The organism is Iningainema tapete BLCC-T55 (genome assembly GCF_014698965.1).
Taxonomy (GTDB): Bacteria; Cyanobacteriota; Cyanobacteriia; order Cyanobacteriales; family Nostocaceae; genus Iningainema; species Iningainema tapete.
On the sequence record NZ_JACXAE010000126.1, the window covers coordinates 130,264 to 148,965 of the forward strand.

The 18,702-nt window shown below is 39.7% G+C and carries 15 protein-coding genes; all 15 read right to left on the reverse strand.

Annotated elements, in window-relative coordinates:
* Nucleotides 1-18: 18 nt before the first annotated feature.
* Nucleotides 19-1,362 carry an oligosaccharide flippase family protein gene (locus ICL16_RS41610; protein WP_190837963.1) on the reverse strand — a complete coding sequence of 448 codons (1,344 nt, stop codon included), beginning with the start codon at nt 1,360-1,362 and terminating at the stop codon, nt 19-21.
* A 6-nt stretch (nt 1,363-1,368) separates the two neighbouring features.
* Entirely contained in the window at nt 1,369-2,640 is a 1,272-nt protein-coding gene (locus ICL16_RS41615; RefSeq protein ID WP_190837965.1) for a glycosyltransferase family 4 protein, read from the reverse strand.
* A 2-nt stretch (nt 2,641-2,642) separates the two neighbouring features.
* Nucleotides 2,643-3,686, reverse strand: a complete 1,044-nt coding sequence (locus ICL16_RS41620) for an NAD-dependent epimerase/dehydratase family protein (RefSeq protein WP_190837967.1) — start codon at nt 3,684-3,686, stop codon at nt 2,643-2,645.
* Nucleotides 3,683-4,735 (reverse strand): Gfo/Idh/MocA family protein, encoded by a 1,053-nt coding sequence (locus ICL16_RS41625; protein WP_190837969.1) that lies wholly within the window; start codon nt 4,733-4,735, stop codon nt 3,683-3,685. The genes ICL16_RS41620 and ICL16_RS41625 overlap by 4 nt, the downstream gene beginning before the upstream one ends.
* Nucleotides 4,736-4,756: 21 nt before the next feature.
* Nucleotides 4,757-5,755 (reverse strand): glycosyltransferase family 2 protein, encoded by a 999-nt coding sequence (locus ICL16_RS41630; protein ID WP_190837971.1) that lies wholly within the window; start codon nt 5,753-5,755, stop codon nt 4,757-4,759.
* 58 nt (nt 5,756-5,813) lie between these two features.
* Complete coding sequence (locus ICL16_RS41635; RefSeq protein WP_238361183.1) at nt 5,814-6,803, reverse strand: glycosyltransferase family protein; 990 nt, start codon at nt 6,801-6,803, stop codon at nt 5,814-5,816.
* Nucleotides 6,800-8,068 carry an O-antigen ligase family protein gene (locus tag ICL16_RS41640; RefSeq protein ID WP_190837973.1) on the reverse strand — a complete coding sequence of 423 codons (1,269 nt, stop codon included), beginning with the start codon at nt 8,066-8,068 and terminating at the stop codon, nt 6,800-6,802. Before ICL16_RS41640 ends, ICL16_RS41635 begins: the two co-directional genes overlap by 4 nt.
* A gap of 14 nt (nt 8,069-8,082) precedes the next feature.
* Nucleotides 8,083-9,273 (reverse strand): glycosyltransferase family 4 protein, encoded by a 1,191-nt coding sequence (locus ICL16_RS41645; RefSeq protein WP_190837975.1) that lies wholly within the window; start codon nt 9,271-9,273, stop codon nt 8,083-8,085.
* Nucleotides 9,274-9,329: 56 nt separating this feature from the next.
* Nucleotides 9,330-10,565 (reverse strand): glycosyltransferase family 2 protein, encoded by a 1,236-nt coding sequence (locus ICL16_RS41650; RefSeq protein ID WP_190837977.1) that lies wholly within the window; start codon nt 10,563-10,565, stop codon nt 9,330-9,332.
* Between the two features lie 42 nt (nt 10,566-10,607).
* On the reverse strand, nt 10,608-11,825 hold the full coding sequence (locus ICL16_RS41655) for a glycosyltransferase family 4 protein (protein ID WP_202895966.1): 1,218 nt from the start codon (nt 11,823-11,825) through the stop codon (nt 10,608-10,610).
* A 51-nt stretch (nt 11,826-11,876) separates the two neighbouring features.
* Nucleotides 11,877-12,404 carry a serine O-acetyltransferase gene (locus ICL16_RS41660; RefSeq protein ID WP_420485337.1) on the reverse strand — a complete coding sequence of 176 codons (528 nt, stop codon included), beginning with the start codon at nt 12,402-12,404 and terminating at the stop codon, nt 11,877-11,879.
* Between the two features lie 5 nt (nt 12,405-12,409).
* The gene (locus ICL16_RS41665) at nt 12,410-14,632 is read right to left on the reverse strand and encodes a GumC family protein (protein WP_190837982.1); all 2,223 of its coding nucleotides are present in this window, start codon (nt 14,630-14,632) and stop codon (nt 12,410-12,412) included.
* Nucleotides 14,633-14,965: 333 nt separating this feature from the next.
* The gene (locus ICL16_RS41670; RefSeq protein WP_190837984.1) at nt 14,966-16,390 is read right to left on the reverse strand and encodes a sugar transferase; all 1,425 of its coding nucleotides are present in this window, start codon (nt 16,388-16,390) and stop codon (nt 14,966-14,968) included.
* A gap of 51 nt (nt 16,391-16,441) precedes the next feature.
* The gene (locus tag ICL16_RS41675) at nt 16,442-17,230 is read right to left on the reverse strand and encodes a WecB/TagA/CpsF family glycosyltransferase (protein WP_190837986.1); all 789 of its coding nucleotides are present in this window, start codon (nt 17,228-17,230) and stop codon (nt 16,442-16,444) included.
* Nucleotides 17,231-17,327: 97 nt separating this feature from the next.
* Nucleotides 17,328-18,479, reverse strand: coding sequence for an endo-1,4-beta-xylanase (locus ICL16_RS41680; protein WP_190837988.1), 1,152 nt, complete (start codon nt 18,477-18,479; stop codon nt 17,328-17,330).
* Nucleotides 18,480-18,702: the final 223 nt, after the last annotated feature.

Here is an 18,702-nt window from a genome sequence, read left to right on the forward strand (position 1 = left end):
AATTTTTTGATTGACGTACTACTTAAGTAATAAATCAATCGGTAGCCCAAAACCTAAATAGTAGCGTACTACTATGAATAAAGTCACTAATCCAATAAAAAATGCAGTAGCTTGAATATCTTGGATGAAACAAGTGAGTTTTTCTTGCCAAAGTCCATAAAGGTTGACTACATACAAAGGCAAATCACTCAGTGCAATCACAATAATTGCTCCTAATATGCCGAAACTATAATGTGCTAGAGGTACACCCAAAGTAATTATGCCAAATCGAGCAAAATTACTTTGCGCTGAATACAACGGTTTGCTAACTGCTAATAGAGCAGGGCTAATAGTATAAAATAGCAGCGAAAACCAAATGCCACTGCATAAAATTGGCATCATCCAGGTAGCATCAGCATACCTTTTGTCATACAGTATAGAAATCGCTACGTCGCCAATGGTAACTAGAATTGCTATACCAATCGCAAACCCAATGAGAATAAGTCGCCGTTGGCGGATAATTTTCTCTCGCAAACTCGATCTTGGTAAGTCAGATTGTTGCGAAATTGCTGGAAAAATGACTCGGTGGCTGAGATGTTTAATAACTTCTCTGGGTAGGCTGGCTAGGGTATAAGCTACTGTATAAATACCCAGTATTTGAAACGATAATATCTTACCTAAAACCAGGCGATCGGCTTGTTCGGAAGCAAACATCAAGGTAGATGCAACAAACATCCACTTACCAAAAGAGAGAATTTCTTTAACTGCTTCTGGTTCCCATGCGAAACGGTTGGAGTATTCTGGTATTAACCAAAAGCTGCTAACTAATTTATATATTGCTCCTACCACAGTTCCAATCGCTAAAGTCCAAATACTGGGGTAGAACCATACCAAAACACATAAGGTAGAGAAAAAACTTACTTGCAATATGACATCATACAAGGTAAGCTTACCCAGTTCCATGCGGCGATGGAGAGTATGATGGCTAGTAGAGCTAAATCCATCTAGAACTGAGGAAAGTCCAGTAATAGGAATTAACAATAACAAGCGTTCATCATTATAAAACTTTGCTGCCGGAAAGGCAAGAAGTACACAAGCAATCCAAATTATTACACCACGAATTGCTTGTAAACTCCAAGCAGTATTTAGGAAGGTGGTTTCATCGCCTCGTTTACTATTGATGATATTTTGCGCAATTCCAATGTCAGAAAATAGTTCCAAACCGACTCTGAGGGTAGTAACCAAAGCCATTAAACCAAAATACTCTGGTTGGAGTAGGCGAGTTAGAACTAAATTACTACCAAACCGAACAATTTGAATAAATCCAAAACCACCAATAGTCCAGATGGCACCACGGATGGCGCGTTTTTTTAGAGATGTCATAATTTATCAAAAAAATTTGGTTTGTAGTTGCGCTTTAGCGCTGCTTTCTACGAACGGACGAATCGGTTCAAAATTGCCTTGTAAGGCGCTCTTCATAATTTGATGTAATCGTGCAACTTCGTGATGTATGTTAAATTCTTTCTCTACTTTTGCTCGACCTGATGTGCCAAATGCTGCTCTAATATCAGAGTTACTCAGTAATATTTCGATTTTTTCCGCCATAATAACAATATCTCCTGGCGGTACAAGGTAGCCGTTTACACCATTTTCTACTAACTCACTGACGCCAGCAATTTGGGTGGCTACCACAGGTACACCTGCTGCCATTGCTTCCATCAGCACTACTGGTATCCCCTCAGCAAAACTGGACATCACGAAAATATCGGTTTGCTGAAAATAGTCGCGTACTTCAGCTTGGGATTTATAGCCAACGTATTTGACATTGTTACTTAATCCCAAATCGGTAGTCATTTGTTCTAACTTTTCCCGATCTGGACCATCACCTACAACTGTTAATAAGATATCTGGATGCTTTTGTGTTAAAATAGCCAGACTTTCTAGTAAAATCGGTAATCCTTTTGCGGCAGCCAGTCTGCCGACAAAAAGCAACCGTTTTCCGAATTGATTGTGAGAAACGACATCGAATAATGCCGGATCTATACCGCAATGAATGATATGCATCTGATTCCACTTGTCTTGTGGTGCAAAAATCATTCCCTGACTGCGGGCGTAATGGCTAATACAACATATAAACAGCGCTCGTTTTATTTTTTCGTCTAGTCGCCATTGATACGGTCTAAAGAAGATGTACGGACCGTGTAATGTGAAGCTGTAAGTAAAATTGCCCATGAGAGCGGCAAGCATGGCAACAGTTCCACTCGCTTCGGCAACGTGGTTGTGGAGATGGACAATTTGTCGCGCTTTGATTTGTTGGGCAAGGATGCCTGCTTCTAAGAAGTAGAATAACTGATAAATCGCACCCTGCAATCCTGGTTGGCTGGTTGACAATGCTAGCTTGATTGCTTGAAGGTATTTTTTTGGGGAGGCAAGCAGTATACTTAGGTGCGCTAGCAGTAAGTTAATTGGATTGGGTGGGAGAATATAGAACGTGCGATCGCGTTCAAGCTTTTGTTCTACCCCTACCATATGCTCATCACCCGTGCGCCGAATCGAAAATGTGTGTACATCCACACCCATTTCTCGTAGGGTAATTACCTCTCGCTGGATAAAAGTGTCTGTTGCTCTGGGATATTGCCCTGTTAGGTAAGCAATCTTCATGCTCAAGCACCCCCCTGCATCACTGGTGTTGGTTGTGGCACTTGCAATAATTCGGTATTGCTCAGCGAACGATCAAGAGCAGTGTCAAGTGAATATTTGGGCTTCCAGTTTAAAATTTGTTTTGCACGTGCATTGCTAAAGCGAAAATGCTTAAACCTAGCATCTAAAATTACTGGGTTAAATATGCCTGGTAATCTTGCTTGCCCTTTAAGTACTTTTTTATTGTAAGTAAAGAAGGTCCAGGCGATCGCACGCATCAATGTCCAATTAATATGAATCAGACGGGGCAGAGAGTATTTGCGCTCAGCCAGTTTCTTGATATAATCACGCTGGATAGGTAAGTCATCATCAACGATATTGAGAGTTTGAGCGATCGCCTCCTCACGCTCTGTTGCACTCAAAATTGCATCTGCACAATTTTCTACATATGTCAAGGGCATTGTTGCATGAGAGCCAATTTGTAACCATAAATTTTTGGTCAATTGTCCGCCCAGCAAAGTACTCCAAAGATTATCTCGTCCATAAACCAGTCCTGGGCGAATAATCGTTACCTGTGCTTTATAATTCTCTTCAAATTCACGCACAAGTTCTTCTTGAAGGAGCTTGGTTTGGGCATATTCATCGCGATCTAGAGGATTACTTTCTATCAGTGTATCTTCAGTAATAGTTGTATTCGTTGGGGTACGGAGATAGTCATACACCGAGAAAGTACTAATATCAACTAGCCGCAACACCGACGCCTCAATCATGGCATCAAGCAAATTTTCCGTAGCCACGACTGTGCCAGCAAATCGCGTGTAAAAGTCACCTTCTTTAGCCGCTGCCAAATGAACAACCGCATCGACACCCTTGAGTGCATCAACAATACCATTCTTACGTCGCAAATCGAGCCGAATTAGCTCTACTGCTGGATGATTGTGCCAAGGTAAGTGCTTTTCATTACTAGATGGTCGCACAACTGCACGCACCTGGTGTCCTCTTCGGAGTGCTTCAGCGACAACATAATTTCCCAGAAATCCGGACGCACCTGTTACCAGTAACTTCATACTCGATTCACCTCCAACAATAAAGCATTAACTAAGCGATTTGTCCGCTCCATATCTTCAAAACTAATTGGAGGCTCAGTGCCATCAATTAGTGCTTGATAGGTTTTGTCCAACAACCGATGCATACCTTCATAAGGCGTTTTTTGCATAATCTTGCGATGAAAGTTAATAAATGTCGCCCCAATTAAATCGCATCCATTGACAAAATGATTAATCAACGGAGAGAGCAATTCCCCAGCGCGGGGTATAACACAACGTAAGTGAGGCTGAAACAAATCAGTTTCTGCATAACCTTTGGAACCTCTTACCGTCACAGCAAAAGTCTTGGGTGGTGTATGACAACTAAATCGAATTCGAGCGTGTGCTGAACCAGAGATGACGATCGCATCAAGGTCATCATACCGGAACAAGTTCCCACCACCGTGATTACTCCATGCCGCGCTAACGCGATCAAAATCTGGGATAAAACGCACCACCAAAGAACACAGATGGGTAATAAAATCATGAATTACCCCTGCAGGCATCTTATGAATAGGATTAGGCAAATTTTCATCAGCAAATACTCCTCCATCCCGAACAGGAACAGCGATGCGGACTTCAACTTCCTGCACCTCACCAAGAACACCATCCGCAACTAATTTCTGAATCGCGAGAATTTTTTCATTAAAGCAGTAATTCTGATTTTCAATCAACCAGCGCTGATGAGACTGTGCAAAAGACCAAAGTTCTTTAAACTCATCATAAGTTGGAGTAATCGGCTTCTCACAGAATACATGAACACCAGCTTCCAGACAATCCTTAGCGATCGGCTTGTGAGTATGAGGCGGAGTCAGAATATGTACAACATTAGGCTTCACCTCACTAAGCATCTGACGATAATCAGTGAAAGTCGAGTCGGCACCATAACGTTTTGCCGCATACCTAGCAGCCGCTTTAGAAAGATCGCAAACACTAACAAGATGTGCTTTATCACATTGAGCCAAAAAACTAAGATGCTCTTTAGAAATTGCCCCTGTGCCAATTACTGCTGATTTGAGTTTTGTTGTCATAAGTGGTAATTGTTAATTTTTTTAAGTTGGCTCTGTGACACTTTTATATTCAACTATGGTGCGTTGTTGTTTTAATAACCGAGAAATGTGAAACTTAATTTGACCCTGTAATTGAGGAAATTTATCTAACACGCAAAACAGGGCGTAAAGAATCGAATCCTTTGACTTAAACCCGCGTTCTCGTGTCATTTTATATACCTTATATATTACAAAGGCATAACCCATTAACAGCAACAATATGCTCAACCCCCTAGTTGGAAATGCAACAGCAATCATCAACAAAGGCAACAAACCCCAGAACCAAATTCTGCGACTTTCTCTCACCCAATGTCGTTCAGGACTGTTACCATGTAGCCAAGAACCTTCAGCATAAGCATGACCATTACGAATTGAACGCTTCCACCACTGACTAAAACGAGTGATTTGGGCATCGTGCAAAGTCATTTCTGCATCGATCCGGAAAATTTTACCACCTGCTTGACGCAATCGCACACAAAGTTCTGGCTCTTCTCCGGCAATCAATGTTGGATTGTAACCACCAACCTTTGACAACGCACTCACCCGCATCATGGCATCACCCCCACAGGCTTTAGCTTCACCTATAGGAGTATCCCACTCAATGTCGCACAAGAGATTATAAACTGAGTTATGGGGAAATTCTTCACGACGGCGACCGCAAACCACTACAACATCAGGTTGTGCAACTAGTTCAGACACAGCTCGTTCCAACCATCCCTGAGCAACCCGACAGTCTCCATCCACAAACTGGACAAATTCGACTGGTTGTAGTTGCAACAAGTATTCAAACCCTGCATTCCTAGCACGGGCGGCGGTGAATGGAATAGATAAATCGAGTTCTACTACATGAACACTAAGTTCTTGAGCTAGCTTTACACTACCATCAGTTGAGCCAGAATCAACGTAAATTACTGTTCTTCCCTCACCAACTACTGATTTAAGACATTGATGAAGACGATTTCCTTCATTACGTCCAATTACCACAACTCCAATAGAATGCAAGGCTACACCTCCTGTGAAGGTTAATGATTTGTTTAACTTAAGTTCTGTGCTGGTGATATCAAACTACTTTGCAGGATTTGAGATAAGCCTGCTTTTGCTGCAACCTGAACGTGTGAAGTAACTTGTTCATAGCACGCCATTGCAGAGGAGATTCTTTTCTCAACGGACCAAGAGGAGACAACCAATCAGCTACAGGTGGATGTGTTTTACTGAGACATTCTAGGAATGTTTCCCAAAAGTCGGGCAACATTGCATCATGGTAGTGAATTATCTTAGCTTTTGTGAGTTTTTCTTCACTGTACCAGTGCTTATGTGTCCTACTGCCCATACTATAGTTGTGAGAGTAAGGCAAAGCACGCCAAGGAATTCCCATCTTAACCATTGTCAAGCCTAAAGCAACTTGATCGTTGAAAAAACATCCAGATTCGTGGGAAGCTATACGGGAATCACACATTTGAAAAAATGTTTGCAAGTAATGCTCAGCAAAATTTGTTGAACGGCGATAAACAAATAAACCGCTATTCCAGTATAAACGGATACGTATCCCTTCCTGCTCTGTCTTGATCCATGGGAGGTCTTCAATATCTAGACCTATATATTTGCAAATCTCTCGCCAATAAGGTTCATGTGGATCGTCCACACCTGTAGTGCCAATATTCTTGTCTGGGGCGCAGGCAGCAAAACTTTCTTCTTGGTTGAGAGTGAGTTGATCCGGTTCGTTCAAGACTAGTAGATCGCTGTCTAACCAAGCAACACATTCAGATTTGACTCGCTGTTCTACAGCTTGTAGAGCATAAAGCTTATTCAGATATGTGTTCCACGGATAGTTACTTTTTTTTTGAAACCGAAGATATTGTACTTGTAAATCCTCTAAAAGTTGACGTGTTTTGTGGGTAAGTGGAGGTCCAAACCGAGGAGTTACGGCAAATATAGGTGCTGAGGCAAACTTCCCCCCCCACCGACGCAGGCTCTGTATCATACGTACAGTTTGGATTTCCAGCCTTCCCGACTCAACGCAGCACACGAAAGTAATATTAGTTTCACTCATAATTTTACTTCATTATTATATGTTATTAAAATATTTTTTTGTTTCAAAGTAAAAACAATTGTGATCAACAAAACCCAATATATGTTACCTAAACGCATTAAAAAACTCTCTGTCATGTTATTCATTGCCAAGAAAATGAGATATGCTAGTGGCCATATCTGTTCTGGTTCTTTAGTCGCGTAAGCTAGTTGTAATGACCGAGCCAAGCAAGTGAGATAAATAATAATAAAAAGTGCTAAACCAATCAAACCATTATCAAGTGCTAGATCAATGAAACCATTGTGAGCATGCGGTGGAATCCAGCCTGGTGATGCTATATTACCTGCTTCGATCGCATATCCGCTTCCTGGTGCCCAAAATGCACCACGCCCATAACCCAAAATTGGTCTTTCCATTAATCGAGCGATCGCATAACTCCACAAGGGAGTCCTACCAGTTAAAGTTGGATCTCTTCCTAAACCAGTTAAAAGTTCTACCCAACTACTGAACATCAATAAAGCAACACATCCAAAGATAATAATTCCAATGTCTACAAAAATTACACTGATCTTTCCTTGCCAGCGAAAGTTTTTATAGAAGTTCATTATTAGTAAAAGCAGCAAAGAAAGTACAAGAGCAGTTTTTGAAGTTGAAAGCAGCATTAAAAATATTGCCAAACTAAAACCACCCCACTTGTATAAAGCAAAATTCCCTTTAGGTAGTGAAAAAAATGCTAACGAGCTTAAAACCATCATGCTACCAAGGACATTTTTGTATCCATATACTCCTTTCCATGCTCCTGGATGATCTGCTCCGTGTATGCCAATAACCGGGAGCCCGATGGCAAAAATTACACTGAGACTAGCGCCTATAAATAAAGTAATTGCAATGAGTTGTACCTGTTCTTTTAAGCTAAATCTTGTCGCAAAATATAAGCCAAACGTGGTCATCATACAGATTTCTTTCCCATTAAACCAAGTAAAATCTGGAAATTCTGACCAGATAAATGATAGCCATGCTAATGCCGTTAATACACAAAGTAAGATGTTTCTACTAACTACGATTAACGAACCTTTCCAATGAACACAAATGAGAATGGTTGAAATTATCCAAACAATATATCTCACTAATGAGACAACGGCTGGTGGCAGCAAATCACCTATAGCACCAATACCAAATATTCCAGTGAAGAAGCTTAAGCTTAAAATAACCAAAGCTTGCTCAAAAACTCTGATAAATTTATTTACTCTGGCATTTGTATAGTTAGAATAGTTAGATATGTTCATGCCTAATATTATCACTATTTTTGAATTGTCATCAGAATCTGTTTTAGACCTGCTCCCCAACTTTTTGAATTGTCATAAAATTGCTCTTGTACTTCTAAGCAAGCACGTCTTTTTTGTTCATAAAGTTGATAATTGCTATATAATTCAAGCAATGCATCACCGTAAGCCTGAACATCATCAGGAGGAACCTCAACTACAGCATCCCGAACATAAGATAATGCAGGACAAACAGCGGAGGTGACAACCGGACGTCCTGACAAAATACTTTCACACACTACACGATTAAAACCTTCAATAAAGTCGGTTTTAGTGGGTACAATGACCACATGGGAACTACCAAACATAGATCGCATTTGCGTTTTGGTACAGTATCCATGACAGATAAAGGAACTATCAACACCTAACTGATGTGCAGTCTGACGCAAAGGCTCTAGTGCTGAGCCTTCACCACAAATGTCAAAAATAATATCTTGTCTCCCAAGAGTGGCAAAACGGTGGGCAATTTCTAATAAGTCGAACACTCCCTTACTTTGCTCAACCCTACCAGCAAAAAGAACTCGCCAAGACTCACGCTCCAGTGATGGTTCAGGTATATTCGCGAAGTCTGCTCTACGGTAGCTAGAAAAGAATTCCAAAATTGGTTGATGTTTACCTTTTGTGATTTGGGAAATCTGTTTAGCTATGTCTAGTGACGCCACCAGTATTGCCTGACTGTTGTGAGCAAACAAATGACGGCTAAGTGCCAAATTCAATTTATCGACTAAACGTAGAGGTAGGTACTTACACCAGAGCATACAATGTAATGATGGAATAACGCAAAGCCCTAACCAGCTAAATAAAGATAGAACAAACCAATAAGTGGTGCCGCTATCTGCAACTACGACGTTAGCACGAAAGCGCAGCGCAGAAGCTAGTAAACTCAATCCACACCAAATTTGTCTGACGTGATACAAAACTCCTGTGGCTAGTGGTAATGGTACAGGGCGACGCTCAACTATCAAGCGATCGTCTTGGATAAATTCCTTTTTGTTAGACTGAGCAATTACGTAACCCTTAGCATCTAAAGCTTGACAAACTGCATAAAATTGACTGGAGAAAGTAACTGATACTTGTGATGGAGCATCTTGACCTTTGAGCCAATAATTATATGCTTCAATAACATCTTCTGGACCAACTGCATAAAGAATGCGTAGCTGTGTGGACATTTTTTGTGTGTGTTGTTAGTAGAATTCCCAGTAATTGTGAAAGAATACACAATAATCTAAAACTTGGTATTAACATCGGCAACATTTATCGAATCTCGTTCAGTACGAACCCACATCTTTTGTGGTTTAACTAAGAACTTGAGATAAACTGGAATCTTCCAGAAAACGTAAAAAGGAATAGCTAAAAGTTCGCCTAGAGGTAACTCTTGAATAGCAAACTTAGCCCAAGCAACAAGAATTGCCATCAGGAAACAAAATCCTGCTGTCGCTACTAGAACTGCTGGTAACCAAGATGTTCCCAAGAAAGAGAATACTACAGTAGTTACCATTAGCACTAACCAAATCATAACTAACAGAGATAAAGGTGGCACACACAAGTCCAAAATGCTCACCAATAAATCGAACCTTTTTTGATATAATGCTTCCTTAAGCAGGATAGGAACATAAGTTCGCATAGTCTGTAAATGACCATGTTCCCAACGGGTTCTCTGACTTTTTGCTGCTTGTTCTTGTTGTGGCCAATATCCCATCACTTTTGCTTCTGGGCAAAACATTGGTTTGTGTCCAGCAATGGTTAAATCTAAGCCTAGTTTTAAGTCTTCGACAATGTTACCATTAGCTAAATTCACTGAGCGAATAACTGACCAAGGAAAAGCCATACCTGAACCCAGCAGAGGGCAAGGCTGTCCTAAGTAGGCTAATCCTAGAGGGCGAACGAGATTTCTAACTATGTTGGAAAATTGTGCAATAATGTCTTTTGAGGATCGAGAGTCTTTTGATTTGGCAATTAAGTAGGTAGCTTGGATTGGTCTATTTGTGGCTAGAGCATACTCAGTCAGTTGCTGGACTGTCTCTGGTGTAACTGTACAGTCAGCATCAACAATTACGACCACGTCAGGAGGATCTGACTCTATAGACTGTAAGCCATAGTCTAGGGCATATCCTTTACCTTTAAGATTGAGGTCGTGGCGCTCAATTACCATAGCACCTTTTGCCAGCGCAATCTTGGCTGTTGCATCATCACAATTGTCGGCAATGATGACTAAGCGGTCTTGTTTTTTCAACGCTTTTGTCAGTTTTTCGATTGTTAAGCCGATTACTACCTCTTCATTATGTGCCGGGACTAAGACAGTAACTTGGGCATTTTGCCAATGATCTCCATTAGTGTTTTTATTAATGGCAAAGGTAGCCGCAGCACATTCTATGAGAAAAAATAGGCAGATAATCAGTAGTAGTGATGCGCTGACTAACAGAATAACATCAGTAAACCATATTCCGTAAGTAATTGACATTTCTATTTGTACCTCTATTACTATATTAAATTTGTTGACAGATCACACGACAGATAATACATTTTCTTTAAACTGATAATAAGTCTGCTCTATGTGTTTGAGCCGTCTTTCATAAGTCTTTTCAAATGTATGTTCTTGGGCAAATTTAAGCGCGAGAAATGACATATCTTTGATAGCTTGTCTATTTTTATTTAATTCGACAAGTTTGTTGGCTAGTAACCGTGGTTGATCTATATCAATTAACCATCCCGCTTGAGAATATTTGACAACTCCTAAAAAAGCTTCATTTGCATAGCCAATAATTGGTACGCCACATGACATGGTTTCTAAATAAGTACATGAAGGGTCACTTTGTATATGACAGCAAACAAATACATCTACATTCTTCTTCAGAAAAGGAAGTAGTTGTTTTTTAAAAGGTAACATCCCCATCATTTTGACATCATTATTAAGATCGCTTGCAGAAATTCTCTTCTGCATTTTGTCTTTGAGATCGCCATCTCCACAAATAAACATTTGAAACTGAACTTCAAGTTGTTTGAGATGTTGAGCAATGTCTATGAGGTGATCTGCACCTTTCATCTTGATTAAACGACCTGAAAAACATAGTCTTATTGGTTGTTTATTTTCACACAAATATTGAGTTCTTTCTTCAATTTCTTCCGGTTTTGCTAATAAATCATCATTGACGCGATTATCAAAATATAACAGTGCGTTGGAATTTATCTGACGATATTCTTCATAAGTTGGAGTGCCATTGCACTGAATTCCATTCGCCAGAACTATAGATAAAAGATGTTTTTTTTCTTGGTTATCCTCCCAAAGATAGTTTCGCCAAAGACGAATTGGATTTTTGATATTGAAAGCTTTCATTTGCTTTCTAGCTTTTAAAGTACATTCGGAAATATAAACGCAAGGAACATTGCCTTGCTTGCAGTACTGACTAATATGATTGTGTTTAGGGCTAACAGCACTATATACAATGTTCGTATCTTCTAAAAGAACAGCAGGACTAAGATCTTTGAAAGAGACTACAATTAACTTAAATGGTAATTCGCTGATCTTGATTGTTACCGTCTCAAGTAGTTCAGTTTTTTTTGGATCTTGCTCTATAAGCAGCCTCATTTTACCGGGCCAAAGACTAGAAAATTTGAGCATTTCATCCAAAAATTTTCTGACCATGACAACTTCTGTATTTGACAAACACTTAATTTGATAACTAAGTAGTACAGTCAGTCCTAAGTTTTGAGAATTCATCATAAGCACCATCTGGTAAAGTTGTCAAAATTTGTATGAGTGACGACCTCATGCTTAGATAATTCTTGCAGGTATTCCAACTGCGGTAGCTTCGGCTGGAACATCGCACAAAACTACAGCATTAGCACCGATATTTGCGCGATCGCCTATTTGGACGTTGCCAAAGATTTTCGCACCCGCACCAACATTGACACGGTTGCCTAATTTAGGTGCATCAAAAGGACGATCCAGATAACGGTTGCCCAAAGTCACCCCTTGGCGAATAATACAATCATCTCCAATTGTGCAGTCTCCGTGAATGACTATTGCTCCCTGATGTTCAATAATGACGCGGCGACCAAGTTGCACAGAATATGGTAGTTCTATTCCATAATGATTCCGAACTTTGCGAAATAGCATTCGATAAAGAATGCTCAAAGGCGCTCGCAAAAGTAGTGGTTTAATATTCATTCGCCAAACGCCAAAACGGTGAACTGCTACAGCTCGAAATCCAGGCTTAGTCCAGTCACGTCCGTGAGCAATCCAGTCTTCTTTCACAATCTGCCAAAGATTTAAAGGTGTTTGTTCAGATGAATTTTCCATCAAATTTACTTGTATACCCATCGTTCATTTTGTTTGGGCGTGTCTACAACATCCTGTCCCATTGGGGGATGGGAATAATAAAAGTAGTTGTTCGGCTTGATTTTCATATTCACACCATTAACAACAATTCCCAAGATATTAGCTTCAGAACGTTCTAGTAGCGACTTAGCTGTGGTAGCGCTAGCTGAATCCACAATACCAGGTCTTACTACTAACAAAACTCCATCTGCCATTTTTCCTAAAATTGCTCCATCTGCTCTCCCAACTAAAGGAGGAGTATCAAACACAATATAATCAAAGCGCTGAGAGAACATCTCAATTAAAGAACTCATGCGTTCAGAGTCAATTAAAGCCAAAGGATTAGGAGGCTGAACTCCTGCTGTCATGACGGATAGATTTTTTGTAACAGCTTGCAAGCTGTATGAAAATTCATCATGACCAACTATTATGTTACTTAAACCCACTGAGTTAATTAGCCCCCACAGATGATGTTGTGCTGGGTGACAGAGATCGGCATCAACTAGTAGAACTTGCTTTCCAGCAGCCGCCAATACAGCAGCTAAATTAGCAGAAACTTCTGATTTTCCTTCTTGAGGTACAGAACTTGTAACTACAATTGTGCGGACTTTTTTATGGCTAATAAACTTGAGGTTTGCTTGAAGCATTTGGTATGCTTCATGAATTACCGAGTAAGGAGAGGTGGCAACAATGACACGCTTGGAGACTCTTTCTCCCATTAAGTTAACAGGATTAGATGTATTATTGGTGTCAAACTTAGGAATTATCCCCAGCATTGTATAGCCAAAAAATGCCTCTGCTTCTTTAACCGTTTTCAATGAGCTATCAATTAAGTCTACAAAAAATGCCGCCGCTACACCTAGCAACAAACCAACAAATACGCCACCTCCTAATAAGACTAATATGATTTTGTTAGGAGCAGGTTTTTTGGGAACTTCGGCTGGCTCAATAATTTTTGCATTACCAGTGGTTTGCCTTTCTGCTACTTCAATTTCCTGTAGTCTTGTCCGCAGGTTTTCGTAGTTTTTCTGAGCGATCGCCAACCTGCGATCTAAATCGCCTTGCTTTTTCTCTAAATTTGGTAGTATATCCAGCCTTTCTTTAAAACTTACTCGCAGTTCAGATAAAGCTCTTAATTTACTTTCTAAACCTTGGCGTTGCGCCTCTAACTGTACATATTGACTTGCTAGACTTGTTTTTATTTCTCCCATTTGTAACTTGTTTGGGGAAACATTTTTTTGAGTACCTAAAACCAGTTCCTTTCCTTTAGCTCCTAAAGTTTGATTTATCCGCTCCTGCAATAAAGAATTTAAAGTAGCTTCTTGATTTTTTAAGAAAGTAACTGATGGATGTGTTTCTGTATAACGTGCGCGATCGCTTGCTAGCTGGCTTTGTACTTTTTGCAGTTCACCTAAAACGGACTGTACTCCCGGTATTTGACTAAGGGAAGTAATTTCTACAGTTTTGGAGCCGGCAAAATCTAGTTGAGAGCGTATTTGTGCTTCTTGAGCGCTTACTTCTGCAAGAGCTGCCCGAGCCTGATTTATTTGTGCATCTATTTGAGCAATATTACTAATGGCAGCCCCCGCCTCTTGGGGTAGCTCGATAATCTTATATCGAATTTTAAACTGACGTAGTGCTTCGGAAGCTCGTTCTAATTCTGCTTGAGAGTATGGTAGTTGTTTTTTAATAAATTCACCCGCTGCAATCACTTGAGTGCGATTAGACTGAACATTATTCTCCACGTATGATTTCATCACCTCATTGACTATTGATGCTGCCAATTGAGGATTTTGTGAAGTGTTGGAAACCTTCAATATGTCCGTACCTACAGCTGTTTCAACCTTAATATTCAGTGCCTCTGGCTCAATTGGATTACCTTTTTTATCTTTTAGCTCTAATTTATTTATCGCCTCTTTTAAGATCGGTTGAGACTTCAAAACCATTGCTTGTGTTTGTAGTGGATTACCCTCACGCATTATAGATTCGATATCTCCGATTTTTTCTCCTACTTTTGTCAGAGATGAGGTTCGATCTGATCTCAGCAGCACTAATCCACTGGCTTGGTATACAGGCTTGCGCATAAACGCAGCAACCGATGATAATCCGGATGTGACTAAAACCACTCCTAAAATAATCAGCCAACGTCTTTTGATTACCTGTAAATATTTTTGAATATCTAATTCTTCTATATAGCCTTTAGTCTCCATATATTTTCACCAATTGTAGTTAAATGCTTTCATTGGAGCCAATATTAAATTTTTAATATTTAGTTACTTAGTTTAACAGCTTTGGTAGTTATCCTTTCACAAATAGAAAACAATTTGTGTTTTTTCCTAATGTGTTTATAAATGGTAATGTTATCTATCATAGGGATATATTGTAGACAATTTAAATTACCTCTATACTAAGTTTTATTCGATACATTATGTCGCAGTTCAGCTTATCTTAAATTATCCTTAATTTCAAGTAGATTAGACAAATATTTTTAAAGATACTGTAAAGTTTTTGTAGAGACGCGCCATGGCGTGTCTCTCTACAAATTAATAGGCACCAGACTTTTGCAGAACTACCCCGACAGTTTTCAGCAAAATTTGTACATCTAGCCACAAAGACCAATTTTCAATGTATGTCAGGTCTAACTTCACTCCATCTTCAAAATTATCAATATCTGAACGACCAGAAACCTGCCACAATCCGGTAATACCTGGCAACACTTCTTGTCGAATAAAATGCTTTGTTTTGAACTTCTCCACATCTCTCATGGGAAGGGGGCGCGGACCTACTAAACTCATCTGTCCAAACAAAACATTAAATATTTGCGGTAATTCATCCAGACTATAACGACGTAAGAATTTGCCTATGCGTGTGATGCGAGGGTCGTTCTTCATTTTAAAGAGGACTCCATCTTTAATTTCATTTTTGGCTTCTAGAGTTGCTTGCAGCTTTTCTGCATTAACAACCATTGTCCGGAATTTCCAAATCTTAAAACTCTTACCATGCAAACCGATGCGATTTTGTTTGAAGAATATTGGTCCGGGAGAATCTAACTTAATGAGAATGGCGATCGCCACATAAACAGGTGACAAAATCAATAACAGTATAATTGCACAACAAAGGTCAAAACACCGTTTGAGCCAAAAGTCACTCCCAGCAAGAATTGGTGCTGGAATTGTCATACAAGGAACTTCACCTATTGTCCAAAAAACTGATTTGGGATGATAAACATCAGTTTGATTTGGCAATATTCTTAGAGTAATGCCTGCGGTGTAAAAATTCCAGCAAACATAGAGACGGTTCTTGATCGCATTCCAAGAAACAAAAGCTTCTTCTATGCCATTTTGACGTAAATACTCAAAAGTTGCTTCTCTGTTCTTTAAATCCAAACTACTAGAATCAGTAATTCCTTGTATTGTGTAGCAACCTTCTTTTTCGATTAACTTAATATGTCGCTCTTTATCTTCTAAGTCAGTAATCACAAAAATTGAATGACGAATAGCTCCTTTGTTTCGTAAGAGTTTAGTGCTGATATCGCAGAGCAAACGAGCAGTACAAATCAAAACTACAGATAAAGACCAAAACAGTAGAAAAGTTGAGCGCGAGACATAAATATCTGGTTCATAAAGAAACCCGATCAGCAAGAGGAGAATTTCTGATTGAGTTACTGCTTTAATTAAACCAATATAGTTACGACGATTTCCTCCCGATCTATATAGTCCTTGAACAGTAATAAAGCCGATTACAACTATGAGAATGAGGAGTAAAAAAGATGGTTTTTCTGCCAAAGTCTTTACTGGTGTGCCATAAAATATTGCTAACTTCCATGCTAAGAATAAAGCCAAGGAATCTAGCAACATCAGCGTTATTACCCGCAGAAATTTTGTAGTTATTCCTCTTTGTATTCTTGTGCCTTTGGGTGATCTTAGATCTGGTTTAAAATCTGATACTTCTAATGATTTAGGAACCATAATTGTTATTCCCCGATATTTCGCTTGGTAGATATCTTAAAAATGACTGTCTTAGTACTGTGAAGATGCTCGTGAACCCTTTGTAAAAAATTTTCTCAACCTTTCAGATAAAAGCCGATAAAAAAACAGCGGATTGCCAATCACATAACGTTCCCACAGACGGCTTGGTTCTGTAACCAATCGTGTTAACCACTCTAGTCCGCTATCAGTCATCCAACGCGGACCTCTATAGACAGTTTCAGTATAGAAATCAAGACATGCGCCTAGAGGGAGAAACACTTTCGCATCTATATACTCTAGATTCTTCAAAATCCATCTTTCTTGCAAGGGCATCCCAAAGCCAACATACAAGACATCTGGCTTAAATTCGTTGATTTGTTGGATTACATATTCATTTTCTGCACCAGTTTTCTCAAAATAACCATGATGTCCTTTTACTTTTAAGTTTGGTGCGATCGCTTTGAGCTTGGCGATCGCTTTATCCACTGTACCTGGCTCACCTGCTAGCAGGAACAATGAAACCTGCTCCCGTTCACAAGATTTAGCTAAATCCTCAATATAATCTGGACAGGTCATGCGATGAGATGAATTAACATTACAGCCGCAAATTTTTGCTCCTAATAAAACACCAAATCCATCGCAGAATACTAAGTCCGACTTGTTCACAAAATCTCGATACCAAGGTAGTTCGTAAGCAAAGTTCATTGCCCGAACATTGACGTTACCTATGATTGTTTTTTTAGGAATTTTGGCTGATTTGACAATATAGTTAATTAGTTCATTTACTTTGACTTTATGAAATTTAGTCCCAAGTAAGACAACTTCATCAAATTTTTTCATCTCGTTAATTTCCCTACTTTACGTCAGTTTGGCGATAATTTTTAAGTGCGAACGATTTAAATCATCACGGGATATTTAGGACAAAAGCTTTGCGACATCAACGTTTCGGCGCTGAGTCAAAAGCTCTTGCCATAGCATTCCATACCAACTTGCGACTCAAGTTTGAGTCCAGTGGTAAAGGACGTACTTGTTTATTTGGGCGATTAAACATTGAAAGCCAAGTGCGTCTATCACTTAATCCCCAAGTCAAGACTGCAATAACTGCTCGTTCCGAAAGCACTACTGAAAGATAGTCTTCATAACAAGCGGCGACAATGCGATCTCGCTGCTGCAAATCGTTCGGCAATTGTTCGTCTAACACATCTAATTCTGTTACCAGAATTTTTAGACCAAGACTAGCAACATCAGCAAGAAAACTCCTCAGTTTTTTAGCATTCAAACGGGTTTCACCCTTCAAATGAGACTGAATACCTAAAGCATGAATCGGCGTTCCTTTAGATTTCAAACGCTCTAATAATTTCAGAACAAGAGTTCTTTTCGCTTCATGCTTAGGCGTGTCATACTCCAAATCGTTTTCGTTGTAAACCAACATTGCTTTATTGTCTGCATTAGCAGCAGTTCTATAGGCAAGCTCTATGTAATCTGAATCTAAAAACTCAAACCACGGACTTCGCCGCCAACCACCCTTTAGCCCATCATCTGGTTCAATAGCCTCGTTGACTACATCCCACGAGTGCATTCGACCTGCGTAACGTTTGGTAACAGTTGTAATATGTTCTACCAAAAATTTTTCCGCATTTTGGCGATTAACTACTTCTTTAAACCATTGAGGCAGCTGTTGATGCCAGACTAAAGTGTGTCCGCGAAACAGCATCCCGTTACGAGTAGCAAATTGAGCTAACCAATCTGCTTGGCTAAAGTTAAACTTGTTTGGTGCGGGGCGCAAAGCATCCCATTTGAGATCGTTTTCCGGCACCAAGATGTTGCACTCACGAATAAAACTTGCCTCTAAGTTTTTGTCAGACAACAGATAATCTCGCATCGCTGCTGCTCCGTAAACTAATCCCTTAGCCGCAGCACGCTTCTTTAACGGAGTAAAATCTGTTACTTTAAAATCTCTAGATTTGTCAAGTGCAATGCTGTGGTGCATGAAGTATTTATGTTTCCCCAATGCGACAGCACTAACCCCTGCCAAACCAGATAAACCAACAGACAAAAAACAACGTCTGCTGAATGACGATTTGAGCATATAGATATATATTGGGATAACCTGATTTTTGCCCCAAAATCAGCAGTTTTTTTCAGTTTACAAGCTTCTGTCAGAGTATCTATAGACATTCTGACGTGAGATTAAGATTGAGCATAAAAATTTCCTCACCACAAGTTTCTAATGAACTTGCTGCTTTGAGAAACTTTGAGCGCTCAATGGTACTTCAGGTTTATGACCAAAGCTAGTTGTAGATGACACCTCA